Below are 25211 nucleotides of genomic sequence, written 5' to 3' on the forward strand. Positions count from 1 at the left end.
CGGTAGCAGTCGACACGAACCGGCACGAACCGGCGCGACACCGCTACGAGGTGAGGATCGCCCTGGCCAGCGCGGCGGTCTCCGACGGCGTCTTGCCCACCCTGATGCCGACCGCCTCCATGGCCTGCTTCTTGGCCTCCGCCGTGCCCGAGGAACCCGAGACGATGGCGCCCGCGTGGCCCATCGTCTTGCCCTCGGGCGCGGTGAAGCCGGCGACGTAACCCACGACCGGTTTGGATACGTTATCCCGGACGAACTCGGCCGCCCGCTCCTCGGCGTCGCCCCCGATCTCGCCGATCATCACGATCAGCTCGGTCTCCGGATCGGCCTCGAACGCCGCGATCGCGTCGATGTGCGTGGTGCCGACGATCGGGTCGCCGCCGATACCCACGCACGTGGTGAAGCCGAAGTCCTTCAGCTCGTGCATCAGCTGGTAGGTCAGCGTGCCGGACTTCGACACCAGCCCGATCGAGCCGGGTTTGGTGATGTCCGCGGGGATGATGCCCGCGTTGGACTTGCCGGGGCTGATGATGCCGGGGCAGTTGGGGCCGATGATCCGCGTTGTCGACTTGGTGGCCGCGTGCGCCCAGAACTGGGCCGTGTCGTGCACCGGCACGCCTTCGGTGATCACCACCGCCAGGCCGATGCCCGCGTCCACCGCCTCGATCACGGCGTCCTTCGTGAAGGCGGGCGGGACGAAGAGCACCGACACGGTCGCGCCGGTCTCCGCCATCGCCTCGGCGACCGTGCCGAACACCGGCAGCGTCACGTCGTCGAAGTCCACCGACGTACCCGCCTTGCGCGCGTTGACGCCGCCGACGACCCGTGTGCCCGCCGCCAGCATGCGGCGGGTGTGCTTGGCGCCCTCCGACCCGGTCATGCCCTGCACGATCACGCGGCTGTGCTCGTCGAGGAAGATCGCCATCAGGACTCCTTACCGGCGCCGGCGAGCGCGGCGGCACGGCCGGCCGCGTCGTCCATCGTGTGCGCCACGGTGATCAGCGGGTGTCGTGCGTCGTCGAGGATGCGCAGGCCGGCCTCGGCGTTGTTGCCGTCGAGGCGGACGACCAGCGGCTTGTCGGCGCGGTCGCCCAGCATCCCCAGCGCTTGCACGATTCCGTTGGCCACCGCGTCGCACGCGGTGATGCCGCCGAACACGTTCACGAACACGCTGCGCACCGACGGGTCGGACAGGATGACGTCGAGCCCGTCGGCCATCACCTGGGCCGAGGCGCCGCCGCCGATGTCGAGGAAGTTCGCGGGCGCGGCCCCGGCCAGCGCCACGACGTCCAATGTGGACATGACGAGGCCCGCGCCGTTGCCGATGACACCGACGGTGCCGTCGAGCTTGACGTAGTTGAGGCCCTTCTCGGCCGCCCGCACCTCCAGCGGGTCGCCCTCGGCACCGGCGGCCGGACGGGAGTGCCGGAACGCCGCGTTGTCGTCCAGCGTCACCTTGCCGTCCAGCGCCACGATCCGGCCGGACTTCGTGCGGGCCAACGGATTCACCTCGACCAGCGTGCAGTCCTCGGAAACGAAGACCTTCCACAGAGCGGAAGCGGCGGCGGCGACTTCTCCAGCGGCCTCCGGTGAAAACACTGCTGATGCGTCGAAGGCCGAAGCTGGCGTCCGGGTGATGGAGTCCGTCATCTCCTCGATCTCCATGCCACCCGTGGCCGACGCCATGCTGATGAACGTCCGATTGGCGCGATCGAGCAGGAACGACAGGTAGTACTCCTCTGCGATCTCGGTCGCCTCGGTGACCAGCACCTTGTGCACGGTGTGGCCCTTGATGTCCATCCCCAGGATGGCGCGGGCCACCGACTCTGCTTCGTCAGGCGTCGAAGCGAGCTTCACGCCGCCCGCCTTGCCGCGCCCGCCGGTCTTCACCTGAGCCTTCACCACGACGGTCCCCCCCAGTTTCGCGGCCGCCTCGCGCGCGGATTCAGGAGTGTCCGCCACGAGACCACGCGGAACGGGGACCCCGTACCGCTCGAAGAGGTCCCGCGCCTCGTGTTCGAAAAGATCCACCGTCTACGTCCTCTCGCCGAAAACTTGCGGCCATCACTGGACATCCGGTTGGTAGCGGAGTAACGATATGCCTACCTCATACGGTATGCAATCTACAGTCGAGCGCCAAGGGGAGCTGATCGCCGATGACGAGTTCCGCGGAGCCGGAGTCGATTTCTGGAGGCCACCTGGTGGCCAAGGCGCTCAAAGCCGAGGGCGTCGACACCATCTTCACGCTGTGCGGCGGGCACATCATCGACATCTACGACGGCTGCGTGGACGAGGGCATCGCCGTCGTCGACGTACGACACGAACAAGTAGCCGCGCACGCCGCGGACGGCTACGCCCGCATCACCGGCAAGCCCGGCTGTGCCGTCGTGACCGCCGGCCCGGGCACCACCGACGCCGTCACGGGCGTCGCGAACGCCTTCCGCGCGGAGAGCCCGATGCTGCTGATCGGCGGCCAGGGAGCGTTGAGCCAGCACAAGATGGGCTCGCTGCAGGACCTGCCGCACGTCGACATGATGACGCCGATCACCAAGTTCGCCGCGAACGTCCCGCACACCGCCCGCATCGCGGACATGGTGTCGATGGCGTTCCGCGAGGCGAACGCCGGCGCACCCGGCCCGTCGTTCCTGGAGATCCCGCGCGACGTCCTGGACGCCAGGGTGCCGCTCAGCACGGCGCGCATCCCCGCGGCGGGCCACTACCGCGCGTCCACCCGCAGCGTCGGCGACCCGGCGGACATCGAGAAGCTCGCGGACCTGTTGGTGCACGCCAAGAAGCCCGCGATCCTGCTGGGCAGCCAGGTGTGGACGACACGGGCCACGGACTCCGCGATCGAGCTCGTTCGCACCCTCAACATCCCCGCCTACATGAACGGCGCCGGGCGCGGCACCCTGCCTCCCGGCGACCCGCACCACTTCCAGCTGTCGCGCCGCTACGCCTTCGACAACGCCGACGTGATCGTCATCGTCGGTACCCCGTTCGACTTCCGGATGGGCTACGGCCGCAGGCTTTCCCCGAACGCGACGGTCGTCCAGATCGACCTCGACTACCGCACGGTCGGCAAGAACCGCGACGTCGACCTCGGCATCGTCGGCGACGCGGACCTCGTGCTCTCCAGCGTCACCCAGGCGGCGTCCGGCCGTGAGGACAACGGCGCGATGGGCCGCAAGGTGTGGCTGGAAGAACTCCAGGCGGTCGAGGAGCAGTCCCGGCAGAAGCGCGCGGAGCACCTGCGTTCCGAGGACATGCCGATCCACCCGTACCGCCTCGTGAGCGAGATCAACGACTTCCTCACCGAGGACTCCATCTACATCGGCGACGGCGGCGACGTCGTCACCTTCTCCGGCCAGGTCGTGCAGCCCAAATCGCCGGGCCACTGGATGGATCCAGGTCCACTCGGGACACTCGGCGTCGGCATCCCGTTCGTGCTGGCCGCGAAACTGGCCAGGCCGGACAAGGAGGTCGTCGCCCTGTTCGGTGACGGCGCCTTCAGCCTCACCGGCTGGGACTTCGAGACCCTCGTCCGCTACAACCTGCCGTTCGTCGGCATCGTCGGCAACAACTCGTCGATGAACCAGATCCGTTACGGCCAGGCCGCCAAGTACGGCCTGGAGCGCGAGCGCGTCGGCAACACGCTCGGCGACGTGAAGTACGACCAGTTCGCCAAGATGCTCGGCGGTTACGGCGAGGAAGTGCGCGACCCCAAGGACATCGGCCCGGCGCTGCAGCGCGCCCGCGAGTCCGGCAAGCCCTCGTTGATCAACGTGTGGATCGATCCCGATGTGTACGCGCCCGGAACCATGAACCAGACGATGTACAAGTAGGTGGAGCGCCATGACAAAGGCTTTGGAGGGCGTCAAGGTCCTCGACATGACGCACGTGCAGTCCGGACCCTCGTCGACCCAGCTGCTCGCCTGGCTGGGTGCGGACGTCATCAAGCTGGAAACGCCGGGACGGGGCGACATCACCCGCGGCCAGCTGCGCGATCTGCCCGAAGTGGACAGTCTCTACTTCACGATGCTCAACTGCAACAAGCGGAGCATCACGCTCAACATGAAGGCTCCTGAAGGCAAGGAGATCTTCGAGAAGCTCATCGGCGACGTCGACGTGCTCGTGGAGAACTTCGGTCCCGGCGTCGTCGACAGGTTCGGCTACCCGTGGGAGAAGCTGCACGAGCTCAACGAGCGGCTGATCTACGCGTCCATCAAGGGCTTCGGCCCCGGCCGCTACGCCGACTTCAAGGCCTACGAGGTGATCGCGCAGGCCATGGGCGGCTCGATGAGCACGACCGGGTTCGAGGAAGGCCCGCCGCTCGCCACCGGCGCGCAGATCGGCGACTCCGGTACCGGCATCCACCTCGTCGCCGCGATCCTGGCCGCGCTGTACCAGCGCACGAACACCGGCCGTGGGCAACGGGTCCAGGTCGCGATGCAGGACGCCGTGCTCAACCTGTGCCGGGTGAAGCTGCGCGACCAGCAGCGGCTCACCCACGGGCCGCTCGGGGAGTACCCGAACGAGCAGTTCGGGGACGAGGTTCCCCGCTCCGGCAACGCATCCGGAGGTGGCCAGCCCGGCTGGGCGGTGCGCTGTGCCCCCGGCGGCCCGAACGACTACATCTACGTGATCATCCAGCCGCCTGGGTGGAAGCCGCTGACCGAGCTGCTCGGCAAGCCGGAGCTCGCCGAGGACCCGGCCTGGGCCACGCCGGAGGTGCGGCTCAACAAGCTGGACAAGGCTTTCGCGCTGATCGAGGAGTGGACGGAGAAGCACACCAAGTGGGAGGTGATGGACAAGCTCAACGCCCACAACATCCCGTGCGGACCCATTCTGTCCACAAAGGAGATCATCGAGGACGAGACGCTCGCCGCCCTGGAGACGGTGGTCGAGGTCGAGCACCCCGAACGCGGCTCGTTCAAGACGGTCGGCAGCCCGCTCAAGCTCTCCGACTCCCCGGTCGAGGTGCAGCGGCCGCCGTTGCTCGGCGAGCACAACGACGAGGTGCTCGGCGAACTGGGCTACAGCACCGAACGACTGGCCGAACTCCGCACCGCCGGCGTCATCTGAACCTCTAGGGAGACGAAAGCTCATGCCGGACAACGGCTACGACCGCGCCGCGGTCGAGAACGTACTCGCGAAGGTGCGGGCGGAGGGACGGTCGTCGCTCACCGCGCCGGAGGGCAAGCGGGTCTGCGACGCCTACGGGATCGCGACACCGGCCGAGGCGCTGGCGAAGTCGTCGGAGGGCGCTGTCGCGTTCGCCGAGGAGATCGGCTACCCGGTCGTCCTCAAGATCGTCTCGCCGGACATCCTGCACAAGACCGAGGCCGGCGGCGTGCTGGTGGGCCTGAAGAACTCGACCGAGGTCGCCGACGGCTACCGCACGATCATCCACAACGCCAAGAACTACAAGGCCGACGCGGAGATCACCGGCGTCCAGGTCCAGCAGCAGCTGCCGACCGGCAACGAGGTCCACGAGGTCATCGTCGGCGCCACCACGGACGAGACGTTCGGCAAGATCGTCGCGTTCGGCCTCGGCGGGATCCTGGTCGAGGTGCTCAAGGACGTCACGTTCCGGCTAGCGCCGACCAGTGCGAGCGAGGCGCTCTCGATGGTCAACGGCATCGCGGCCGCGGAGATCCTGCGCGGGGTGCGTGGCGCGGCGGCCGTCGACACGCACAAGCTCGCCGACCTGATCAGCCGGGTGTCCGATCTGGTCACGGACTTCCCGCAGCTCGCCGAGGTCGACCTCAACCCGGTGCTCGCCACGCCTTCCGGAGCGACCGCGGTCGACGTCCGGATCCTGGTGGACGAGAACGCGGGCAAGGAGCCGCACCGGTTCACCCAGGACGAGATCCTCGCCTCGATGAACCGGATCATGAAGCCGGCCGCCGTCGCCGTGATCGGTGCCTCCAACGAGGAGGGCAAGATCGGCAACTCGGTGATGAAGAACCTCGTCAACGGCGGCTTCCAGGGCGAGATCTACCCGATCAACCCCAAGGCCGACGAGATCCTCGACCGCAAGGCGTTCGCGAGCATCGCCGACGTGCCGGGAGACGTCGACGTCGCGGTGTTCGCGATCCCGGCCAAGTTCGTACCCCAAGCCTTGGAAGAGGTCGGCAAGAAGGGCGCCGCCGGCGCGATCATGATCCCGTCCGGCTTCGGTGAAACGGGCAACCAGGAGCTGCAGGACGAGATCGTCACGATCGCGCGCAAGCACGGCGTCCGAATCCTCGGCCCGAACATCTACGGCTACTACTACACGCCGGAGAACCTCTCAGCCACGTTCTGCACGCCGTACGACGTCAAGGGCGGTGTCGCGCTCTCGTCGCAAAGTGGCGGAATCGGCATGGCGATCCTCGGATTCAGCCGTTCCGCCGGCATGGGAGTCTCCGCGATCGTCGGCGTCGGCAACAAGGCGGACATCGACGAGGACGACCTGCTCACGTTCTTCGAGCAGGACCCGAACACCCAGCTCGTCGCGATGCACCTGGAAGACCTCAAGGACGGTCGTTCCTTCGCGGACACGGCAAAGCGGGTCTCCGCCAAGAAACCGGTCGTGGTGCTCAAGGCGGGACGAACCGACCAGGGCGCCAAAGCGGCCAGCTCGCACACCGGCGCACTGGCCGGCAACGACCGGGTCTACGACGACATCCTCAGGCAGAGCGGCGTGATCCGCGCACCCGGCCTGAACGACCTGCTGGAGTACGCGCGCGGCATCCCGCTGCTGGCGACGCCGAAGGGCGAGAACGTCGTCATCATCACCGGCGCGGGCGGCTCGGGCGTGCTGCTCTCGGATGCCTGTGTGGACAACGGGTTGAGCCTCATGGAGATTCCGGGCGATCTGGACGCGGCGTTCCGGAAGTTCATCCCGCCGTTCGGCGCGGCGGGCAACCCGGTCGACATCACCGGCGGGGAACCGCCGTCCACGTACCGGAACACGATCGCGCTCGGTCTCGCGGACGATCGCATCCACTCGCTGATCCTGGGCTACTGGCACACCATCGTCACGCCACCGATGGTGTTCGCGAAGCTCGTGGTCGACGTCGTGGAGGAGTACCGGGCGCACGGCATCCACAAACCGATCGTCGCCTCGCTCGCCGGCGACGTGCAGGTGGAGGAGGCCAGCGAGTACCTGTATCGGAACGGGGTGGTTGCGTATCCGTACACAACGGAGAAACCTGTCGCAGTACTGGGCGCGAAGTACCGGTGGGCACGCTCCGCCGGACTCCTGGGCTGACGCGGGGAGTTTGCTCCAAAAGGGAGAGATGGCCCGTCCGCGACCGCACCACGCCAGTGGTCGCGAACCCGCCAGGGAGGTCAACGAAGACAGCCGGTCCTCTGGAGGTCGTTAATCGTGGATGATCCAAATCTGGCTGCCCGCACAGATGTCAGCACACCTCCTGAGAAGGAGCGTGTCTGGCCCGCGGGCAAGCTGGAAGCGATGCCCATCAGGAAACTGCCCGACGCGCCACCGTCGATTCACCTGCTCGGTCCCACGGTGTTCCTGGTGGCTCTTGGCGTGGGTATGGGCGAGTCCTACATGTGGCCGCGCCTGGTGCTGGTCTTCGGACCGGACATCAGGTGGCTCTTCCTGATCGGCGTGACGCTGCAGGCCGTCGTCATGCTCGAGATGGCGAGGTACGCGATGGCGACGGGGGAGAGCATCTTCTTCGGCGCCGCACGCGTGTTCAAGCCGATCATGTGGTTCTTCTTCGTCGTTGCGATACTCGTCTACATCTGGCCGGGTCATCTCTCCGCCGGGGCGGCGGCCCTGGAAAAGATCACCGGCATACCCTGGACGGTGTCGGCGTGTGTCGGCCTGATCCTGGTCGGGGTGCTGTTCAGCCTGGCCAAGGTCATCTACAACCTGCTCGAGAACCTGCTGTCCATCCTCATCGGACTGCTCGTCGTGAGCACGGCGGTCGTCGCCGCGATGGTCGGCACGTGGGACGACCTGACCAGCACGGTGACGGGCATGTTCCAGTTCGGGTACTTCCCGGCCCAGGCCCTGTCGCCGGAGTGGTTCCCGATCATCGTCGGCTCGATCGCGTTCGCGGGCCCGTCCGGCATGCAGCAGATGTGGTACACGCTGCACCTGCGCGACAGCGGCGCCGGAATGGGCGCGCACATCCCGAAGGTGCGCGGGTTGCGGCACGCGGGCGAGGAAGAGAAGATGCCGGCCCGCGGCTTCATGTTCGACACCGAGGACAAGGCGGAGCTGGCCAAGTGGAAGGGCTGGCGGCGCTGGGTCACGTTCGACGCCCTGCTGTTGTTCTGGGGCATCACGATGCTCGTCACGGTTTCCTTCACGGTCCTCGCGCAGTCGGCCAGCCGGACCTCACCGGACGTCAAGGCGCTGATCGAGTCTGGTGAACGCGAAGCGGCGCTGAACGCCATGTCGGACGCCTTCGCGTCCGCGGGCGGACCAGTGCTCGGCGGGGTGTTCCTCGGGTTCATCGCGTTGATCGGCCTGAACGCCACGCTGGGTCTGTTCGACTCGTTCTCGCGCGGCCAGGCGGACATGACCTACCACTTCGTGCCCGGCGCCAAGAAGTTCCGGATGTCGCACCTCTACGCGGGATTCCTGTGGGGCGTCATCACCTTCGGCATCCTGATCCTGCTGTTCGGACCGGCCGACGGACCGGGAGCGATCCTGGACGTGCTCGCGTTCCTGTCGACGTTCGCCATGGGCGCCTACTGCGTGGTGCTGCTCCTGGTGAACAACCGGATGCTGCCCAAACCCATCCGCCCCAAGCTGATCACGAACGTCATCATCGGTTTCGGCGCGGTGTTCTACCTGGGCATGCTGTTCTTCAGTCTCGTCAAGTTCGGCGTGGTGGTGGGCTGAGATGCAGATCCGAGAAGCAATTCCTGGCGCATTCGTCGGTCTCGCCGCCGGACTCATCGCGGGAGCGCTGGCCGCACTCGTCGGCCAGCCACTGGGGTGGGCACTCGTGACGATGGTCGCGCTCGGCCTGCCGCTGGGCGCGCTCGGCGGCGGTTTCAGCCTGCTGGTTGCGGCAGGCCGGCTCCCTGCCGGGCGGTTCGCTCCGGTGGCGCTCTACTGGCTGGTGGCGTTCCCACTGGCCAGGCTGGTGCACGAGACCACCGTGAGCCTTGTGCTCACCGGCCAGGTGCGGCTGCCCCCGGACCTGGCCGGTTTCCTCGCCTACCAAGGGATCGTGAGCCTCGGCTGGGCCATCGGTTTCCTGTGGCTGCACGAACGCATCGCCCTGCGGTTGCGTGCCGCCGCCGCCCGCTGACCTTCCCTTCCGCCGAAGGAGCCAAGGATGTTGGATCTGCCCGTCTGGGTGTGGATCGCGACCATGGGCGGGATCGCCGCGGTGATCGCGTTCGACTTCTACCTGGTGGCGCGCAAACCACACGAGCCGTCGTTCCGCGAGTCGTTGTACTGGGTGGTGTTCTACGTCGGCCTGGCCGTCCTCTTCGGACTCGGCATCACCTGGCTGGCCGGTCCGCAGCACGGCGGCGAGTTCTTCGCCGGCTGGATCACCGAGTACTCGCTGAGCGTCGACAACCTGTTCGTGTTCGTGCTGATCATGGCCAGGTTCGCGGTGCCGCGGGAGTACCGGCAAAAGGTGCTCATCGTCGGCATCATCCTGGCGTTGTTGCTGCGAGCCGTGTTCATCGCCCTGGGCGCACAGGCGATCTCACGGTTCGACTGGCTGTTCTACCTCTTCGGTGCCTTCCTGATCTACACCGCGTGGAAGCTGTTGCGGCAGGAGGAGACCGAGGAGGCCGAGTTCTCCGAGAACGCCGCGTTGCGCGCGGTGAAGAAGGTCGTGCCGGCGACGACGACCTACCACGGCGCCGCGTTGACGACGCGCGTCGACGGCCGTCGTGTCGTGACGCCGATGCTGATCGTCATGGTCGCGGTCGGCACCACGGACCTGCTGTTCGCGGTCGACTCCATTCCGGCGATCTTCGGGCTCACCAAGGAGCCGTACCTGGTGCTGACCGCCAACGCGTTCGCGTTGATGGGCCTGCGCCAGCTCTTCTTCCTGGTGGGCGGTCTCCTGGATCGCCTGGTGCACCTGAGCAAGGGGCTCGCGGTGGTGCTCGCGTTCATCGGCCTCAAGCTCATCTTCGAGGCGATGCACCACCACGGTGTCTCGTGGGCTCCGGAGATCCCGATCACGGTGTCCCTCGGGGTGATCATGGTGACGCTCGCGATCACCACCGTGTGGAGCCTGCACACCTCCCGGCGGGCCGCCCGTTCCGCCGTGGAGGGAGCGGAGAGTGCACAAAGGAGCGAGGACGCTCCGGTGAAGGACAATCAGCCGTGAATCGTGTGGCCTTCGGCGTCCTTGCGGAGCGTCTGGGCCACGGCCGCGACGGCCTCGGCGTCCTTGCGCTGCTCGTGCAGCGCGGTGGCCAGTCCGAGGCCGAGCGTGCGGCCGTCGGCGGAAAAGCCCTGGCGCGACTCGGTGAGAGCGCGCGCGATGTTCGTCCAGCGGGACATGGTCTTCCTTCTCTCCCTGTCGATGGTCGCTCCCGAGGCGTGCTGAAGCCCCACAGGCGCGTTCAGCACTGTCGCACGGGAGTGGCAAGGCTGCGGCTACGTCTCAGGTCACGGGATACCCACTCCGGGTCCTCGTTGACCCCTGCCTTGCTGCAATCCAGAATACTGCGTTTTGTATGCAATCCACGAGCATCGTGTCGCGGATCACCCGTGTGGCACCAAATGACCGAATTCGGGTGATCTGAGCGTAACGTCTCAGTCGCTCTGCGTAGACACTTCGGTCTTGCGGTCGTGGTAGGTCTGCCGGGTCTGCTCCGCGTGACGGTGCATGACCTCGCCTGCTCGCTCTGCGTCACGATCGGCGATGGCCGCGATCAGTTCGGCGTGCTCGTTCCACGAGTCGCGGCTGCGCGGGCGGGCGATCGGGGTGTAGTACCAGCGGACCCGGCGGTCGACGAGGCCGATCATCTCGGCGAGGACCTTGTTGCGGCCCATCGACGCGATGGCCGCGTGCAGGTCGGCGTTCGCCTCGACCAGGCGATCCACGTCGGAGGCCGCCAGCGCGGCCAGGCCGGCCTTCTGCAGCTTCTGCAGCTGCTTGATGTCCACCGAGGTGGCGTGCTCGGCGGCGAGCTTGGCGGAGTAGGTCTCCAGCACGCTGCGCACGGCGAGCAGCTGGTCGGCCTCCTCCTCGGTCGGGGTGTGCACGAAGGCGCCCTGGGCGGGGCGCAGGTCGACCCAGCCGTCGGTCTGGAGCCGCTGCAGGGCCTCGCGCACCGGCTGCCTGCTCACGCCCAGGTACTCGGCGAGCTCGGCCTCGACCAGGTGCTGGCCGGGGGCGAGGGTGCGGTTGACGATCAGCTCGAGCAAGGCGTCGTAGACGGCCTGTCGCAGCGGTGCCGGCCGTTCGACCCGGCGGCTCGCCGCGGCGCTGAGCGGGCCGCGGGCGGCCCGGCGGCCACTGGGCAAAGAGGTCATGCCGGACAGAATACAGCTTTTGGTATGCAAAAAGCACTTCTAGAGGATTCGTCGTGTTGTCCGTATACTGTATGCAATTGTGCCTGTGTCTGACCAAGCAGGGCGGGGCGTGACCATGAAGATCGCTGTTCTCGGAGCCGGAGCGATCGGTGCCTATGTCGGTGCGGCCTTGCATCGCGCGGGCGTGGAAGTCCACCTGATCGCGCGTGGAGCCCATCTCGCCGCACTGCAGGAGCACGGCGTGCGGGTGCTGAGCCCTCGTGGTGATTTCACCGCGCATCCACATGCGACCGACGATCCTGCCGAGGTCGGCGAGGTCGACTACGTTTTCCTCGGCCTGAAGGCGTACTCCTACGCGTCCTCGGGTGATCTGCTGGCCCCGTTGCTGGGGCCGGACACCGCGGTGATCGCGGCGCAGAACGGGATCCCGTGGTGGTACTTCCACGGCATGACCGGACATCCTCTTGAGGGGCAACGGATCGAGGCCGTGGATCCCGGCGGGTCGGTGACGGCTGTGCTGCCCATGGAGCGGGCGATCGGCTGTGTCGTCTACTGCTCGACGGAGATCGAGTCGCCGGGCGTGATCAGGCACCTGGAGGGCACCCGGTTCTCGATCGGTGAGCCCGACCGCAGCATCTCACCGCGGTGCGTCGCGCTGAGCGAGGCGATGATCGCGGGCGGGCTGAAGTGCCCGGTGGAGAAGGACGTCCGCGAGGACATCTGGATCAAGCTGATGGGCAACGTGGCGTTCAACCCGTTGAGCGCCCTGACTCGCGCGACGATGGTGGAGATCTGCGAGCACGACGACAGCCGCGATCTGGTGGCGCAGATGATGGCCGAGACGCTGACGATCGCGCGTGCCGCGGGGTGTGATCCGCAGATCTCCATCGACAAGCGCATCGACGGCGCCCGGCGGGTCGGGCACCACAAGACGTCGATGCTGCAGGACCTCGAGGCCGGCAAACGGCTGGAGATCGACGCGATCATCGGCGCGGTGGTGGAGATCGCCGAGCTGACCCGCGTGCCGGCACCGACGTTGCGGCACGTCTACGCGGCGATCGACCTGCTCTCGCGCACGTCGATGGTGTCCTGAGTTGTTGCTGCGGCAGCTGGAGTACCTGGTCGCCCTCGCGCGCGAACGCCACTTCGCCCGCGCCGCGGAGGCCTGTCACGTGTCCCAGCCGTCGTTGTCGGCGGCGATCAGCAAGCTCGAACGCGAGCTCGGGGTGCCGATCGTGTCCCGTGGCCGGCGGTTCGAGTCGCTGACGCCAGAGGGGGAGCGGGTCCTGCTGTGGGCGCATCGCATGCTCGCGGACCGCGATGCGCTGCAGCAGGACCTGTCGCGCATGCGCGAGTCGTTGTCCGGCATCCTGCGGATCGGCGCGATCCCCACGGCGCTGCCCACCGCTCCGTTGCTGACCACGCCGTTCTGTGAGCGTTACCCGCACGTCCGCATCACGCTGGAGTCGTTGTCGTCGCGGGAGATCGTGCGAGGGCTGGACGAGTTCGAGCTCGACATCGCGATGACCTATGTGGACAGCTCGGACCGTGCCGTGCCCCTGTACGAGGAACGTTACGTGTTGCTCACGCCCGCCGACGAGGAGATCGCCTCCCGCCCGGTGGCGCGGTGGGCGGACGTGGCCGCGCTGCCTCTCTGCTTGCTGACCTCGAAGATGCGCAACCGCCGGATCCTGGACGGCATCTTCGCGGACTCCGGCGTGCAGCCCGTGCCGGTGATCGAGGCCGACACCGTGGCGACTTTGTACGCACATGTGGCGACCCGCAAGTGGTCGAGCGTCATCGCCCACGCCTGGTTGCAGATGTTCGGTACGCCCGAGGGCATGCGGGTGGTGCGGATCGAGGACCCCCGGCGCGTGCCGCAGATCGGGCTGGTCACCGGCGAACAGGTCTCCATGCTGGCGAGGGCGATGCTAGGTCTCACGCGCGGCCTCGACGTGCGCGGCGAGCTGGATCGCATGCTGCACAAGCATCTTGATAGACGCGACCTATGACGGCATAGGAACTTTCGCTTGGACGCCGAGGGTCCGTCGCTCCGATGCTGGAGGGCATGAAGATTCTCTGCGTTCTCTACGACGACCCGGTGACCGGCTACCCGGCGACCTACGCCCGCGACGACCTGCCCGCGCTCGCCGGTTACCCCGGCGGCCAGACCCTGCCCACCCCGTCCTCGGTGGACTTCACCCCCGGACAGCTGCTCGGCAGCGTGTCCGGCGAGCTGGGTCTGCGGAAATTCTTGGAGTCCCAGGGCCACGAGCTGGTCGTGACCTCCGACAAGGACTCCGCGAACTCCGAGTTCGACCGCGAGCTGGCCGACGCGGACGTCGTGATCTCCCAACCCTTCTGGCCCGCCTACCTGACGGCCGAACGCTTCGCCCGCGCGCCGCGCCTGAAGCTCGCCCTGACCGCGGGCATCGGCTCGGACCACGTCGACCTCGACGCGGCCATCCAGCACGGCGTCACGGTCGCCGAAGTGACGTACTGCAACAGCATCAGCGTCGCCGAGCACGTGGTGATGTCGATCCTCAATCTGGTCCGCAACTTCGTGCCCTCGCACCAGACCGTGCTCAACGGCGGTTGGAACATCGCCGACTGCGTCGCCCGCTCCTACGACGTCGAGGGCATGCACGTCGGCACTGTCGCCGCGGGGCGGATCGGGTTGGCCGTGCTGAAGCGCCTGGCGCCGTTCGACGTGCACCTGCACTACACCGACCGGCACCGGCTGCCCCGCGAGGTGGAGCAGGAACTCGGGTTGACGTTCCACGAATCGGCCGCGGACATGGTGCCGCACTGCGACGTCGTCACCATCAACGCGCCACTGCACCCGGAGACCGAGGGCCTGTTCGACGACGAGCTGCTCGCCACGATGAAGCGCGGCGCCTACCTCATCAACACCGCCCGCGCCCGCATCGCAGACCGGGACGCCGTCGTCCGCGCCCTGCAGAGCGGTCGTCTGGCCGGGTACGCGGGCGACGTGTGGTTCCCGCAGCCCGCGCCCGCCGACCACCCGTGGCGGACGATGCCGAACCACGGCATGACCCCGCACATCTCGGGCAGTTCGCTGTCGGCGCAGGCCCGATATGCCGCCGGTACCAGGGAGATCCTGGAGTCGTTCTTCGCCGGCACGCCGATCCGCGACGAGTATCTGATCGTGGACGGCGGCAAGCTGGCGGGCACGGGCGCGCACTCGTACGCCGTCCGGGGCTGACCGCGAACGTCGAGTGGTGGACGTGCCCGGCGTGCGGGAGTGGTTGACTCGGCGGGGATGCCCGCGCAACGGGCACGTTCGGCTCTGGGGGAGCGACGTGAACATCAGGATCTTTGCCGTGGCCGTGGCCGTGCTGACCGCCTCGTGCACCGGTGCGCAACCGGCCGCCGCTCCGCCGCCCACTACCAGCTCGACGGCACCGCCCTCGCCCGCGGACCTGGATCTGCGTGCCAAGAAGGCCCTGGCTCCGGCCGGTGCCTTCGACGCCCTCGGTGGCAGGGTGGAGCGGAACTATCCTGGCGACGACAGCGAGCCGGGATATGAGCAGGAGATCGTCCGCACCGCCTGCGGCAGCCACGACCTGCGCGTCGACAGCGGCACGTCGGTCTCGCGGAGCCGGGCCTGGGCGGGTGGGGTGGACCTGTTCGAACGGGTGCACGCCATGTCAGACCTCCCGGCCGCGGTGCTGCTGACGACGGTGCAGCGGTGGTCTCGTCTTTGCACGTCGTACAGCCCTGGTGGCGTTTCTCCCCTCCGGACGGTGGTTCCGGACGTGTCGCTCGTGCGGCCGGAAGGCGTCGACGAGTCGTACGCGTACTGCGAGGCGAACAACGACCCCGCGCTGGTTCCGTGGTCCTGTCACGCGGTTCTGGCGCGGGGCACGCTTCTGGCGACCGTGACGGCGTCCGGCCGGAGTCAGGACGCCGCGCTGGCGCAGCTCACCTCCGTGGTGCCGATCTTCGCCGAGTCCCTGGCCAAGGGCTGAGACCGAGTCGCGTCGTCAAGAAACCACAACTGGGGCTAGCGCATACCGCAGATTGCATACAGTATGGACCCAGGAGGTGTCGTGATGAGCAGGCGGAAGAAGACCGAGCCCTACGTCCGGCTGACCCAGCCGTTGGTGCGCGACGCAGGCATCCTTCGTCCAGCCACCTGGGACGAGGCCCTGGACAAGGCAGCCGAAGGCTTCGCACGCAACGTCAAGGCAGGCGGCCCGGACGCGTTCGGCATGTTCTCCTGCGCCAGGGCCACCAACGAGATGAACTACATGGCCCAGAAGTTCACCCGCGCGGTGATCGGGACGAACAACGTCGACTCGTGCAACCGCACGTGCCACGCGCCGAGTGTGGCGGGTCTGGCCAAGGTGTTCGGCAGTGGTGGCGGTACCTCCTCCTACAAGGAGATCGAGGACGCCGACCTGATCGTGCTGTGGGGGTCGAACGCGCGGGAAGCGCACCCCATCTTCTTCCAGCACGTGCTGAAGGCCGTGCACAAGGGCGCGAAGCTGTACGTCGTCGACCCGCGGCTGACGAGCACCGGCAAGTGGGCGCACAGGTGGTTGCGCCTCAACGTCGGCACCGACATCCCGCTGGCCCACGCCATCGCCCGCGAGATCATCGCCTCCAACCTCACGAACATGTCGTTCGTGGAGCGCGCGACCGAGGGCTTCCAGGAGTTCGTCAAGGCCGTCGAGCCGTGGACGCTGCCGGTCGCCGAACTGGAGACCGGCGTGCCGGCCGAGTTGATCCGCGAGCTCGCGCACGCCTACGCCAAGGCGGACCGCGGCCAGCTCAGCTGGACGCTCGGCATCACCGAGCACCACAACGGCACCAACAACGTGCTGAGCCTCATCAACCTGTCGCTGCTGACCGGTCAGGTCGGGCGCTACGGCGCGGGGCTGAACCCGTTGCGCGGCCAGAACAACGTGCAGGGTGGTGGCGACATGGGCGCCATCCCCGACCGGTTGCCCGGCTTCCAGGACATCACGGACCCGAACGTCGCGAAGAAGTTCAACGAGGCGTGGGGCTCGAACTTCAAGGCCCAGAAGGGCTGGAACCTCACCCAGATGCTGGAGGCGATGGAACGCGGTGACATGACCACCGTGTACATCATCGGTGAGAATCCGGTGCAGTCCGAGGCCGACTGCGAGCACACGATCAAACGACTGTCCAACTTGGACCACGTGGTGGTGCAGGACATCTTCCTCACCAAGACCGCGCAGCTCGCGCACGTCGTGCTGCCTGCCGCGGCAGCGTGGTGCGAAACCGATGGCACCTTCACCAACAGCGAGCGCCGGGTTCAGCGGGTGCGCAAAGCTCTCACGCCGCCCGAGGGCGCGCGCGACGACATCGAGATCATGGGCGAGATCGCCACCAGGCTCGGCGCCGACTGGCAGCACAAGACCGGCGAGGACGTGTGGGACGAGCTGCGCAGCCTGTCGCCGATCCACACCGGCATGACCTATCAACGACTTGAGGAGCTCGGCGGCATCCAGTGGCCGTGCCCCAGCGAGGACTCCCTCGAACCCAGCTTCCTGCACGGGAGGTTGTGGGAGGACGACCCGGTGAAGCGCGGCATGCCCGCCACGTTCTCCCCGGTGCCGCACAGCCCGCCCGTCGACGAGCTGACCGAGGAGTTCCCGTTCCGGCTCACGACCGGGCGCCGGCTCGACTCCTACAACACCGGCGTGCAGTCCGCCGGGTTCGAGTCGCCGCTGCGCATGGGTGAGACGCTCGACCTGTGCCCGCAGGACGCGGCAGCGCTCGGGGTGCGTGCCGGTGAGGAAGTCCAGATCACGTCCAGGCGCGGGCAGATCCAGGCGCCGGTGCGGATCGACGACGGGCTCACGCCGGGGCTGGTGTTCATGACGTTCCACTTCCCGGACGAGATCGACGTCAACATCATCACGATCGAGGCGACCTGCCCGATCGCGGGTACGGCCGAGTACAAGGCGGCTGCGATCCGCATCGAGAAGATCCCTGTGCCTGCTTCCGGGGCGGTGAGCTGACTTGGATCTCAAGCTCCTCGACGTCGATCCCACCGAAGCTGAACGCGTTGTCGTCGACCTGTTCACCGGCATGGGCCGCGACCAGCTGCTGCCCGCCCTGCACGCGGTCAACGACCGGGTCGGCTGGATCAGCCAGGGCGCGCTGAACCACATCTGCCGCGTGCTGCACATCCCACCGGCCGAGGCGTACGGGGTGGCGAGCTTCTACTCGCTGTTCTCGCTCACCGAACGCCCGGCGAAGGTCGTGCACGTCTGCGTCGACCTGGCCTGCCAGGTCAACGGCGCGAAGGCGTTGTGCGACCGGCTCACCGACGAGCTCGGGCCGGCCGGTGCGAAGAGCGGCTGGCTGCGCAGCCCCTGTCTCGGGGTGTGCGAGAAGGCTCCTGCCGCCCTGGCGTTCGAAGCGGGGGAGGTGGCGAAGGAGCAGCTCCTGGCGCCCACCCACGCCGGTGAGGTGATCGCGGTGGCGGCCGCTGGTCCCTCCCCTGTGGACGGTGGGCGGGCAGAGGTGCCGCAGGCCGGTGCCCCCGGCCTGCGGCTGCTGAAGCGGGTGGGCGTGGTGGATCCGGAAAGTCTCGACGACTACCGGGCCACCGGCGGCTACGCGGCGCTGCGGACGGCTCTGCTGCTCGGGCCGGCCGGGGTGATCCGGGAGGTCACCGACGCGAAGCTGATGGGTCGCGGTGGCGCGGCGTTCCCGACGGGACGCAAGTGGGACGCGACCGCCCGCCAGCCCGTCGGGCCGCATTACCTGGTGTGCAACGCGGACGAGAGCGAGCCCGGCACGTTCAAGGACCGGCTGCTGATGGAGGGCGACCCGTTCTCCGTCATCGAGTCGATGACGATCGCCGGGTTCGCCGCCGGGTGTTCGCGCGGCTACCTCTACCTGCGCGGTGAGTACCCGCTGGCGCTGCACCTGCTGCGCAGCGCGATCGCGAAAGCCCACGAACGAGGCTTCCTCGGCCAGAACATCATGGGCCACGAGGGCTTCTCGTTCGACATCGAGATCCGCCGCGGCGCCGGTGCGTACATCTGCGGCGAGGAAACGGCGATCTTCAACTCCATCGAGGGCTTCCGCGGCGAGCCGCGGTCGAAGCCGCCGTTCCCGGTGGAGAAGGGGCTCTTCGGCAAGCCGACCGTGGTCAACAACGTGGAGACGCTCGTCAACGTGCCGGTGATCCTCACCGAGGGCTGCGAGGCCTACACCCGCGTCGGCACCGAGGCGTCCACCGGATCGAAGCTGTTCTGCCTGTCGGGAAATGTGAGTCGTCCGGGCGTGTACGAGGTGCGGTTCGGCACCACGCTCGGGGAACTCCTCGATCTGGCGGGTGGCGTGCCGCCAGGCCGGGAGCTGCGAGCGGTACTGCTCGGCGGGGCGGCAGGCGGGTTCGTCCGCCCGGACGAGCTCGACCTGCCGCTCACCCTGGAAGACGCGCGGGCCGCCGGCACCACGCTCGGCTCCGGTGTCGTGCTGGTGCTGGACGACACGGCGGATCTGGGCAGCTTCCTGTTGCGCATCGCGGCCTTCTTCCGCGACGAGTCGTGCGGGCAGTGCGTGCCGTGCCGGATCGGCACCGTGCGCCAGGAGGAGGCGCTGCACCGGTTGGTGGGCAAGCGCCCGTTGAGCACGAGCGCTCACGATCTCCAGCTGCTGCGGGAGGTCGGCCAGGTCATGCGGGACTCGTCCATCTGCGGTCTGGGGCAGACCGCCTGGAACGCCATCGAATCTGCCCTCGACCGGCTCGGCTACGCGGAGGAGGCGCCGTCATGACGATCGTCGAAATCGGGCTGCCGAAGCGGCTGGTCGAGTTCTCGCTGGACGGCGAGCCGGTGCGGGTACCGGAGGGTGCCACGATCCTGGACGCCTGCACGGCGGCCGGGAAGTCGATCCCGACGCTCTGCTACGGCGACACTCTCAAGCCCGCCAACGCCTGCCGCGTGTGCATGGTCGAGGTCGAGGGGTCGCGCACGCTGGTGCCGTCGTGCTCGCGCAAGGTCGAGCCGGGCATGGTGGTGCGCACCGACTCCGACCGCACGAACCACAGCCGCAAGCTGGTGCTGGAACTTCTGGGGTCCGCCACGGACCTGTCCACCACGCCGCACGTGGACGAGTGGATGTCCGCGTGCGGTGCCGACCCCTCCCGGTTCGGGCCGTCCGCGCCGCCTTCGGCGGACCGGGACGATCGCCATCCGGGTGAGCACGAGGAGATCGACGGTTCGGTGGCCGCGACCGTGCGGCAACCGGCCAAAGTGGACAATCCGCTGTACGTGCGCGACTACGGCAAGTGCATCCTTTGCTACAAGTGCGTCGACGCGTGCGGTGACCAGTGGCAGAACAGCTTCGCGATCGCGGTGGCCGGCCGCGGGTTCGACGCGCGGATCTCCACGGAGTTCTCCACGCCGTTGCCTGACAGCGCGTGCGTCTACTGCGGCAACTGCATCGAGGTGTGCCCGACCGGCGCGCTGAGCTTCAAACGCGAGCACGACAAGCGGGAAGACGGTACCTGGGACGAAGAGGCCCAGACGCAGACCACGACCATCTGCACGTTCTGCGGTGTCGGGTGCAACCTCACCCTGCACGTGCAGGAGAACGAGATCGTCAAGGTCACGTCCCCGCACGACAGCTCTGTCACGCACGGAAACCTGTGCATCAAGGGCCGATTCGGCTGGCAGCACGTGCAGAACCGCTGAACTTTCTCGGCAGGGAGGGCGCTCCGATGTCGTTGATCCTCAAGCCAGGTACGTCGTGGAACGACGTGTACTCGCAGTGCCTGAAGGTGGCACCCGAAGCGTTCCACGACGATCGGCTGCTCAACCACTTCGGCGGCAGCTGGAGTCGTGCCGGCGAACCGATGCCCGCCACCACCCCCGTTGACGGCTCCACCATCGCGGGCCCGCCGTTCCTCGACTTCGACGTCGCGGGCCGCGCGGTGGTCGCCGCCGTCGACCAGCACATCGAGTGGCGCAACGTCTCGCTCGCGGAACGCAAAGCCCGCGTCTCGGAGGCGTTGGACGGCCTGACCGAGCATCGCGACCTGCTGGCGTTGCTGCTCGTGTGGGAGATCGGCAAGCCGTGGCGGCTCGCGACCGCGGACGTCGACCGCTGCATCGAGGGCGTGCGCTGGTACATCGAGGAGATCGACGGGATGCTCGCGGGCCGGGGGCCGTTGTCGGGCCCGGTGAGCAACATCGCCTCGTGGAACTACCCGATGAGCGTGCTGATGCACGCGATGCTCGTGCAGGCGTTGGCGGGCAACGCCGTCATCGCCAAGGCGCCGACCGACGGCGGCGTGAGCTGCCTGACGCTGGCCACCGCGCTCGCCGTGCGGTCCGGACTGCCGTTGACGCTGGTCTCCGGCAGCGGGGCCGAGCTGGCGCCGGTGCTGGTCGGGTCGTCGTTCCTGGGCTGTGTGTCCTTTGTGGGCGGTCGCGACGTCGGCAGCGCCATCGCCGCCCGGCTGGTCGACTCGCAGCGCCGGCACGTGCTGGAGCAGGAGGGCCTGAACTGCTGGGGCGTCTGGGAGTTCGACTCCTGGGACGTGCTCGGCCCGCAGATCCGCAAGGCGTTCGACTACGGCAAGCAGCGCTGCACCGCGTACCCGCGCTACGTCGTGCAGCGGTCGTTGTTCGACAAGTTCCTGGACGTCTACCTGCCCGCGGTGCGGGACGTGACGTTCGGGCACCCGCTCGCCGTCGCTTCGCCCGGCGACGAGTTGCCCTCCTTGGACTTCGGGCCGTTGATCAACGACGCGAAGACCAAGGAGCTCGGTGACGTCGTGGACGAGGCGATCCGCAACGGCGGCGTGCCGCTGTACCGAGGATCGCTCGACGGCGGCCGCTTCCTGCCGGGGCAGCAGACCTCCGCCTACCTGGCGCCGGTCGCGATCCTGGACCCGCCACGGTCTTCCGTGCTGCACCACGCCGAGCCGTTCGGGCCGGTCGACACGATCGTGCTGGTCGACACCGAGGCCGAGCTGCTGGCCGCGATGAACGCGTCCAACGGTGCGCTGGTCGCGTCGCTGGCGTGCGACGACGAGGCGGCGGCACGGCGGCTGATCCCCGACATCCAGGCCTTCAAGGTGGGCATCAACAAGCCGCGGTCGCGCGGTGACCGGGACGAGGTGTTCGGCGGCAGGGGAGCGTCCTGGCGCGGTGCGTTCGTGGGCGGATCGTTGCTGGTCCACGCCGTCACGGAAGGTCCGCCAAGTGAACGTCCCTACGGCAACTTCCCGTCCTACTCGCTCTACCCGCCCACGTGACGTACCGGGCGGACCTGATCCGCGTCGTGCAGACCGTGGTGGTACCGAACGCCGCCGATGTCGACCAGCACGCCCGGTTCCCGCGCGCCGCCCTGAACGCCCTTGGCGCGCGGGGGATTCTGGGCATGACGATCTCGCGCACGGTCGGCGGGGGAGGGCAGGACCTGCGGGCGGCCGGTCGCGTGGTCGAGCACGTCGCCCGTGTGTGCGGCGCAACGGCTTCCGTCCTGCGCTCGCACTACTCCGCGGCCGCGGTGCTGGACCGCTCCGGCCCGCACTGGTTGCGTGCGGAGATCGCGGCCGGCCGGCACCTGTCGACGCTGGCGGCCTTCGGCAAGTCCGGTGAAGTGTCCGCGCACGGCGACGTGGTGCAGGTGCGGGCGCGCAAGAGTTGGGTGATCGCGGCCGGGGAAGCCGACAGCTACGTCTGGTCGTGCGGCTCGGCGTTGTGGCTGGTGCCTGCTCAGGCACCGGGGTTGCTGGTGCCGGCCGACCACGCCGGGATGGGGTTGCGGGGCACCGTCGCCACGTGTGTCGAGGCGGATCCCGTGCGGGTGCCGGCGTCCAACCGGCTGTGGTCCGAGGAGCCGGCGTTCCCGTGGTTCCTGGTGCTGGGGGCCGCCGTGTCGCTGGGGTTGATGGAGGGTGCGCTGGCGGAGGCGTTGGGGCATCTCGGTGGTGGTGATCCGCGGACGCGGGCCGATCTGGCGCGGATGCGGTTGCGGACCGACGCGGTCCGGGTGCTGTACAACGACACCCTGTCCGCGGTGACGTGGCATCCAGAGCGGTCCGGTGATCGGGTTCGGTTGCTGGCGGTCACGGCGACCGAGGCCGCTGTCGCGGTGACCGATCTGGCGATGAAGGTGTGCGGGGATGCGGCGTTCCGGCGGGATCTGGGCATCGAGCGGCGGTTCCGGGACGCGCGGGCGGCTGCGGCGATCGAGCCGACGGTGGACGCGCTGCTGGATTCGGTGGAGATCTACGAGGCCAGCGGCAGGAAGTAGACGAGTGCGTCGTCCACGCCGTCGAGTCCGATGACGTCGTGGGCGATGTCGTCGTAGAAGCCGCCGACCAGACCGGTCCGGATGCCCTGGTTGGCCGCGGTCACGGTGAGGTTCTGCGCGAGATGCCCGGCCTCGGTGAACGCGAACCTGATCGCTCGCAGGCCGTAGGTCTGCCGGAGAGAGCCGATTCTCACGTAGAGCGCCAGCACGGCCGGGGTTTCGGCGAGTTCGGTGGCTCCCTTGCCGAACCACATCGAGGTGGCTTCGAGGTCCTCGATCGACGGCGCGTCACCGAGTCTGGTGACGGTTCGATTCACCTCGCAGACCTCGTAGCGGCCGGAGGCGAGGCCGTCGACGTTGAGCGCGATGAGCCTGAGGCGGGCGCAGTACTGGGCACCGGCGCTCGGGTACGGCCACCTGCCGTCCTCGGGCGACATCGAGTTCCACAGCAGGGTGCCCAGCTGTTCTGCGTTCAACTTGCCGGTCAGGTCGCGGCTGGTCATGCGGGCGCGGAAGGTTCTACTGTCCACTGTGGATGGTAGTGGTTCGGTGGGAAGCCAGGGGGCGATCCATTGCGGGCTGGGGGTGACCTTGCGGGGGAGTTGTTCGGTGAAGCCGGGGAGGAACTTGCTCGCCTCCAGGTAGCGGCGGTCCGGGGCGGTGGCGCCGTCGTCGTGGAAGTCGGTGAGGCCGGTGGGCGAGAGGGCGGCGGCCGCGGTGGTCCAGCAGATCATGCGCTCTTCGTTGGGGCTGATGCCCAGGCGGTTGAGCAGCATGTGGAGCTGGGAGGCCCAGACGTAGGGGAGCCACCTGCCGAGCTTCTGCTGGGCCTCACGGATCGACGCGGCCCAGTGGGTGACGGCGCCGGTCGGCTCGCGGTGCCACCGGTCGGCGAGGGCCTGGCCGCGTTGGGCGAGCAGCTGGTGCGCGGCGGTGTGGGAAGCGAGTGTCGGGGCCGGAGCCTGTTCCTGCACGTCGCGCCAGCCGGTGCCGAGGCTGCGCAACCAGGCCGCGGCTTGCGGCAGGCCGAGGTCGAGTGCCTTGGCGGTCTCGATGGTCAAGCCGATGGCGGCGGTCAGGCGGGCGCTCTCGGTGCGGGCGGCTCTGAGGACCGCCACCGCGACTTCCGTGCTGCGGCAGAAGATCTCCTCGGCGACGGGGAGTGCCTGGGGGCCGCCGTAGCGGGCGGTCTCCGGGACGTACTCGACCTCGCGGACGTCGCCGTGCGGGAGCCAGCCGGGTTCGTCGTCCTCGACGGGGAAGTCCTGGGCCGCGATGAGGTCGCGCAGCACGGCCTGGAGGTCGGCCGGGCCTTTGACGCGGATGCGCAGGTGCGGGCCGGTTTCCCAGTACCGCAGGAAATACCACTCGTGGGGTGCCATGACGGGGGCGAGGACGTCGGCGATGAACGTGTCGACGTCCGCTCGCTTCCAGGAGACCCTGCAGTGCAGGCCGGTCCAGGTCACAGCTGCTCCAACGGGGTGAGGTCGTACGGGAAGCAGGAGATCCGCTGCCGTCCGGCGAGCAGGACGTAGAGCAGGGTGTGGTTCGGCGGGGCACCGGCGATCGCTTCGAGGCTGGGATCGTCGACGCTGCGGACCGGGCGGCAGAACATCCCGGCTTCGGCCGCCGCCTCGCACACGTTCTGGGCTGTGGAACCGGCCTGGCGCAACAAGGTTCTGTAGTCGGCCTCGGTGACGTCTGCGGTCAGGACTAGGGCGAGGTTCATGCTCGTCACGTCGGTGTTGGTGCGTGGGTGGCCGTATGTCGACTGGATCGCGTCCATCGCGTCGCAGGGTTGGCCTTGGTACCAGCCGTCTTCGACGCCTTCCACGTTGTGTACAGCGAGCCGATGCCAGAGGCGGTCGTCGATCGCCGCTACGAAGGATTGAAAGGCTTTGTGCGGCAACGGTCTTGGGTCGGCGGACAGTCCGCGTGGGCCGAGGCCGGAGCTTCTTGGCTTCGTTGTGGCAGGTGTGGTGTTGCCGGGTGTGATGGTGAGACCGTCGGGGTCGGATTTTGCGTTGAGGCCCATGCGTTTGGCGTGGTTGGTCAGCGCGGCCAGGACGTGGCCCGCCTCCAGCTCGGCCAGGGCGTCACGGAAGTCGCCGTAGCCTTCGGAGAGACGTTCGGGGTGCGTGACCGGTTCGAGCCTTGCTTCGGTCAGATCGGGCAGGTGGGTGCCGATCAGCGCGCGCCTCACCGGGTCGAGCAGCCAGCGATCGTTGCCTTGGACGATCTCCACGTCGACGAGGTAGGCGGCGCGGGGTGATGGGTAGGCGCGGTGGTCGTTGTACTGGTTCCACGGCTCCCAGCGCTGGGGCGTCATCACGTCGATCAGCAGCTGGGCGATGGCTTTGCCGAAACCGTTCATCGTGGCGAGTGGGATCCGCGGACCTGGGTGAGGCGTGGTGTGAGGTGTCGGGCCGGCCTCGATGCGTCTGCCGGGGCCGTG

21 protein-coding genes are annotated in these 25211 nt (G+C 68.2%); 15 read left to right on the forward strand and 6 right to left on the reverse strand.

Translation table 11 applies throughout. The annotated features are described in order from the left end of the window. Positions 1–43 precede the first annotated feature (43 nt). Together sucD and sucC are read right to left on the reverse strand one after the other, a co-directional pair. Complete coding sequence (gene sucD / locus ACIA8G_RS11065; protein WP_396418201.1) at positions 44–925, reverse strand: succinate--CoA ligase subunit alpha; 882 nt, start codon at positions 923–925, stop codon at positions 44–46. Beyond that, positions 925–2031: an ADP-forming succinate--CoA ligase subunit beta gene (gene sucC / locus ACIA8G_RS11070; RefSeq protein WP_396418202.1), complete on the reverse strand. Its 1107-nt coding sequence runs from the start codon at positions 2029–2031 to the stop codon at positions 925–927. The genes sucD and sucC overlap by 1 nt, the downstream gene beginning before the upstream one ends. A 125-nt stretch (positions 2032–2156) precedes the next feature. Between sucC and ACIA8G_RS11075 the strand changes: the two genes are divergently transcribed. The 6 genes from ACIA8G_RS11075 (at position 2157) to ACIA8G_RS11100 (ending at position 10325) form a co-directional block, all read left to right on the forward strand. Next, entirely contained in the window at positions 2157–3842 is a 1686-nt protein-coding gene (locus ACIA8G_RS11075) for a thiamine pyrophosphate-binding protein (protein ID WP_396418203.1), read from the forward strand. A gap of 10 nt (positions 3843–3852) precedes the next feature. Continuing rightward, on the forward strand, positions 3853–5082 hold the full coding sequence (gene frc, locus ACIA8G_RS11080) for a formyl-CoA transferase (protein WP_396418204.1): 1230 nt from the start codon (positions 3853–3855) through the stop codon (positions 5080–5082). Positions 5083–5104: 22 nt separating this feature from the next. Beyond that, on the forward strand, positions 5105–7255 hold the full coding sequence (locus tag ACIA8G_RS11085; protein WP_396418205.1) for an acetate--CoA ligase family protein: 2151 nt from the start codon (positions 5105–5107) through the stop codon (positions 7253–7255). 204 nt (positions 7256–7459) lie between these two features. Continuing rightward, on the forward strand, positions 7460–8866 hold the full coding sequence (locus ACIA8G_RS11090) for an Nramp family divalent metal transporter (RefSeq protein ID WP_396418206.1): 1407 nt from the start codon (positions 7460–7462) through the stop codon (positions 8864–8866). A 1-nt stretch (position 8867) separates the two neighbouring features. Further along, positions 8868–9281, forward strand: coding sequence for a hypothetical protein (locus ACIA8G_RS11095; protein ID WP_396418207.1), 414 nt, complete (start codon positions 8868–8870; stop codon positions 9279–9281). Between the two features lie 30 nt (positions 9282–9311). Then, a complete protein-coding gene (locus ACIA8G_RS11100) occupies positions 9312–10325 on the forward strand; it encodes a TerC family protein (RefSeq protein ID WP_396418691.1) in 1014 nt (337 codons plus the stop codon). On the opposite strand, the gene ACIA8G_RS11105 is transcribed toward ACIA8G_RS11100, so the two are convergent. Both ACIA8G_RS11105 and ACIA8G_RS11110 read right to left on the reverse strand, forming a co-directional pair. After that, positions 10316–10501 carry a hypothetical protein gene (locus ACIA8G_RS11105; RefSeq protein ID WP_396418208.1) on the reverse strand — a complete coding sequence of 62 codons (186 nt, stop codon included), beginning with the start codon at positions 10499–10501 and terminating at the stop codon, positions 10316–10318. The genes ACIA8G_RS11100 and ACIA8G_RS11105 overlap by 10 nt on opposite strands. A gap of 255 nt (positions 10502–10756) precedes the next feature. Further along, positions 10757–11479 carry a GntR family transcriptional regulator gene (locus tag ACIA8G_RS11110; RefSeq protein WP_396418209.1) on the reverse strand — a complete coding sequence of 241 codons (723 nt, stop codon included), beginning with the start codon at positions 11477–11479 and terminating at the stop codon, positions 10757–10759. Positions 11480–11594: 115 nt separating this feature from the next. Here ACIA8G_RS11110 and ACIA8G_RS11115 point away from each other — a divergent pair, with 115 nt between their 5' ends. The 9 genes from ACIA8G_RS11115 (at position 11595) to ACIA8G_RS11155 (ending at position 22756) form a co-directional block, all read left to right on the forward strand. Next, positions 11595–12572: a 2-dehydropantoate 2-reductase gene (locus ACIA8G_RS11115; protein WP_396418210.1), complete on the forward strand. Its 978-nt coding sequence runs from the start codon at positions 11595–11597 to the stop codon at positions 12570–12572. 1 nt (position 12573) lies between these two features. After that, positions 12574–13491 carry a LysR family transcriptional regulator gene (locus ACIA8G_RS11120; protein ID WP_396418211.1) on the forward strand — a complete coding sequence of 306 codons (918 nt, stop codon included), beginning with the start codon at positions 12574–12576 and terminating at the stop codon, positions 13489–13491. A 56-nt stretch (positions 13492–13547) separates the two neighbouring features. Then, positions 13548–14705 (forward strand): NAD-dependent formate dehydrogenase, encoded by a 1158-nt coding sequence (locus ACIA8G_RS11125; protein ID WP_396418212.1) that lies wholly within the window; start codon positions 13548–13550, stop codon positions 14703–14705. Positions 14706–14802: 97 nt separating this feature from the next. After that, complete coding sequence (locus tag ACIA8G_RS11130) at positions 14803–15471, forward strand: hypothetical protein (RefSeq protein ID WP_396418213.1); 669 nt, start codon at positions 14803–14805, stop codon at positions 15469–15471. Between the two features lie 84 nt (positions 15472–15555). Next, positions 15556–17493, forward strand: a complete 1938-nt coding sequence (locus ACIA8G_RS11135; RefSeq protein ID WP_396418214.1) for a molybdopterin oxidoreductase family protein — start codon at positions 15556–15558, stop codon at positions 17491–17493. Between the two features lies 1 nt (position 17494). Continuing rightward, positions 17495–19264 (forward strand): NAD(P)H-dependent oxidoreductase subunit E, encoded by a 1770-nt coding sequence (locus ACIA8G_RS11140; RefSeq protein WP_396418215.1) that lies wholly within the window; start codon positions 17495–17497, stop codon positions 19262–19264. Next, positions 19261–20184 (forward strand): 2Fe-2S iron-sulfur cluster-binding protein, encoded by a 924-nt coding sequence (locus tag ACIA8G_RS11145; RefSeq protein WP_396418216.1) that lies wholly within the window; start codon positions 19261–19263, stop codon positions 20182–20184. Before ACIA8G_RS11140 ends, ACIA8G_RS11145 begins: the two co-directional genes overlap by 4 nt. A gap of 26 nt (positions 20185–20210) precedes the next feature. Further along, the gene (locus ACIA8G_RS11150) at positions 20211–21752 is read left to right on the forward strand and encodes an aldehyde dehydrogenase family protein (protein WP_396418217.1); all 1542 of its coding nucleotides are present in this window, start codon (positions 20211–20213) and stop codon (positions 21750–21752) included. Continuing rightward, the gene (locus tag ACIA8G_RS11155) at positions 21749–22756 is read left to right on the forward strand and encodes an acyl-CoA dehydrogenase family protein (RefSeq protein ID WP_396418218.1); all 1008 of its coding nucleotides are present in this window, start codon (positions 21749–21751) and stop codon (positions 22754–22756) included. Before ACIA8G_RS11150 ends, ACIA8G_RS11155 begins: the two co-directional genes overlap by 4 nt. Here ACIA8G_RS11155 and ACIA8G_RS11160 read toward each other — a convergent pair. Together ACIA8G_RS11160 and ACIA8G_RS11165 are read right to left on the reverse strand one after the other, a co-directional pair. Continuing rightward, positions 22732–24222: a thiopeptide-type bacteriocin biosynthesis protein gene (locus tag ACIA8G_RS11160; protein ID WP_396418219.1), complete on the reverse strand. Its 1491-nt coding sequence runs from the start codon at positions 24220–24222 to the stop codon at positions 22732–22734. The two genes, ACIA8G_RS11155 and ACIA8G_RS11160, sit on opposite strands and share 25 nt — an antisense overlap. Further along, positions 24219–25130: a hypothetical protein gene (locus ACIA8G_RS11165; RefSeq protein WP_396418220.1), complete on the reverse strand. Its 912-nt coding sequence runs from the start codon at positions 25128–25130 to the stop codon at positions 24219–24221. Before ACIA8G_RS11165 ends, ACIA8G_RS11160 begins: the two co-directional genes overlap by 4 nt. Between the last annotated feature and the right edge of the window lie 81 nt (positions 25131–25211).

It is taken from the genome of Lentzea sp. NPDC051213 (genome assembly GCF_044455585.1).
Taxonomy (GTDB): Bacteria; Actinomycetota; Actinomycetes; order Mycobacteriales; family Pseudonocardiaceae; genus Lentzea.

What these genes read in the sequence shown, in the direction of transcription:
- frc (WP_396418204.1), top strand. Translation starts at nt 3,853, where the DNA reads ATGACAAAGGCTTTGGAGGGCGTCAAGGTCCTCGACATGACGCACGTG.
- sucD (WP_396418201.1), bottom strand. Translation starts at nt 925, where the DNA reads ATGGCGATCTTCCTCGACGAGCACAGCCGCGTGATCGTGCAGGGCATG.
- ACIA8G_RS11085 (WP_396418205.1), top strand. Translation starts at nt 5,105, where the DNA reads ATGCCGGACAACGGCTACGACCGCGCCGCGGTCGAGAACGTACTCGCG.
- ACIA8G_RS11110 (WP_396418209.1), bottom strand. Translation starts at nt 11,479, where the DNA reads ATGACCTCTTTGCCCAGTGGCCGCCGGGCCGCCCGCGGCCCGCTCAGC.
- ACIA8G_RS11115 (WP_396418210.1), top strand. Translation starts at nt 11,595, where the DNA reads ATGAAGATCGCTGTTCTCGGAGCCGGAGCGATCGGTGCCTATGTCGGT.
- ACIA8G_RS11105 (WP_396418208.1), bottom strand. Translation starts at nt 10,501, where the DNA reads ATGTCCCGCTGGACGAACATCGCGCGCGCTCTCACCGAGTCGCGCCAG.
- ACIA8G_RS11145 (WP_396418216.1), top strand. Translation starts at nt 19,261, where the DNA reads ATGACGATCGTCGAAATCGGGCTGCCGAAGCGGCTGGTCGAGTTCTCG.
- ACIA8G_RS11095 (WP_396418207.1), top strand. Translation starts at nt 8,868, where the DNA reads ATGCAGATCCGAGAAGCAATTCCTGGCGCATTCGTCGGTCTCGCCGCC.
- ACIA8G_RS11090 (WP_396418206.1), top strand. Translation starts at nt 7,460, where the DNA reads ATGCCCATCAGGAAACTGCCCGACGCGCCACCGTCGATTCACCTGCTC.
- ACIA8G_RS11075 (WP_396418203.1), top strand. Translation starts at nt 2,157, where the DNA reads ATGACGAGTTCCGCGGAGCCGGAGTCGATTTCTGGAGGCCACCTGGTG.
- ACIA8G_RS11135 (WP_396418214.1), top strand. Translation starts at nt 15,556, where the DNA reads ATGAGCAGGCGGAAGAAGACCGAGCCCTACGTCCGGCTGACCCAGCCG.
- ACIA8G_RS11150 (WP_396418217.1), top strand. Translation starts at nt 20,211, where the DNA reads ATGTCGTTGATCCTCAAGCCAGGTACGTCGTGGAACGACGTGTACTCG.
- ACIA8G_RS11125 (WP_396418212.1), top strand. Translation starts at nt 13,548, where the DNA reads ATGAAGATTCTCTGCGTTCTCTACGACGACCCGGTGACCGGCTACCCG.
- ACIA8G_RS11165 (WP_396418220.1), bottom strand. Translation starts at nt 25,130, where the DNA reads ATGAACGGTTTCGGCAAAGCCATCGCCCAGCTGCTGATCGACGTGATG.